The 736-nt window shown below is 68.9% G+C and carries 1 protein-coding gene and 1 pseudogene; both read right to left on the bottom strand.

All coding sequences use genetic code 11. From position 1 onward, the window contains the following. A partial coding sequence (gene lepB / locus RBH18_RS43900) for a signal peptidase I (protein ID WP_306216453.1) occupies nucleotides 1-554 on the bottom strand: 554 nt, incomplete at its 3' end. Beyond that, nucleotides 551-736: pseudogene (locus tag RBH18_RS43905) on the bottom strand (signal peptidase I); the annotation flags it as partial. The gene lepB and the pseudogene RBH18_RS43905, both read right to left, overlap by 4 nt.

Consider the following 736-nt stretch of genomic DNA (forward strand, 5'->3'; position numbering starts at 1 on the left):
ACGATGGCGTCCGCCTCGATGGTGGCCTCGTTGATGTCCTCGGTCTGCTCCCAGTGCTCCAGCGAGTCGCCGGACTGCGAGCGGTGGTCACCCATGACCCAGAGCCGGCCCGCGGGCACGGTGATGTCGAACTTCTCGTCGGCGACCGGGTCCTGGTTGCCGGCGTCGTCGGTGTAGACGTAGGGCTCGTCGAGCGAGTGCCCGTTGATCATCAGGCGCTGCTGGGCGTCGCAGCACACCACGTGGTCGCCGCCGACGCCGATGATGCGCTTGATGAAGTCCTCGCCCTCGGTGCCGCCGCTCTGCCAGTCGGTGGGCGCCTTGAAGACGACGATCTCGCCGCGGCGCGGGTCGCGGAAGTCGTAGACGAGCTTGTTGACAAGCACCCTGTCCCAGACGTTGAGGGTGTGCTCCATCGACGGGGACGGGATGTAGAAGGTCTGCAGGACGAAGGCCCGCACCAGGACCGCCACGAGGATGGCCACGCCCACCAGGATCGGGAGCTCGCGCCAGAAGGACCCACGGCGCTGCTCGCCGGTCTGCTCGTCAATCACGATCGGAGCCTACGTCGCCGAGGGCTCAAAGACAGTCCGGAACGCGCGGAGAGGCCCACGGTCAACAGCATCGGGAAGACCGCCGCGGTGGTGCCGGGGTCGGGCTCGGACTCGCGCCGGCCGCCGAGCGGGGCGGCGCTGACCGGGTGCTCCGCATCGTAGGCCTTCCACACGTCGGGGAC

The organism is Actinoplanes oryzae (genome assembly GCF_030757795.1).
Taxonomy (GTDB): Bacteria; Actinomycetota; Actinomycetes; order Mycobacteriales; family Micromonosporaceae; genus Actinoplanes.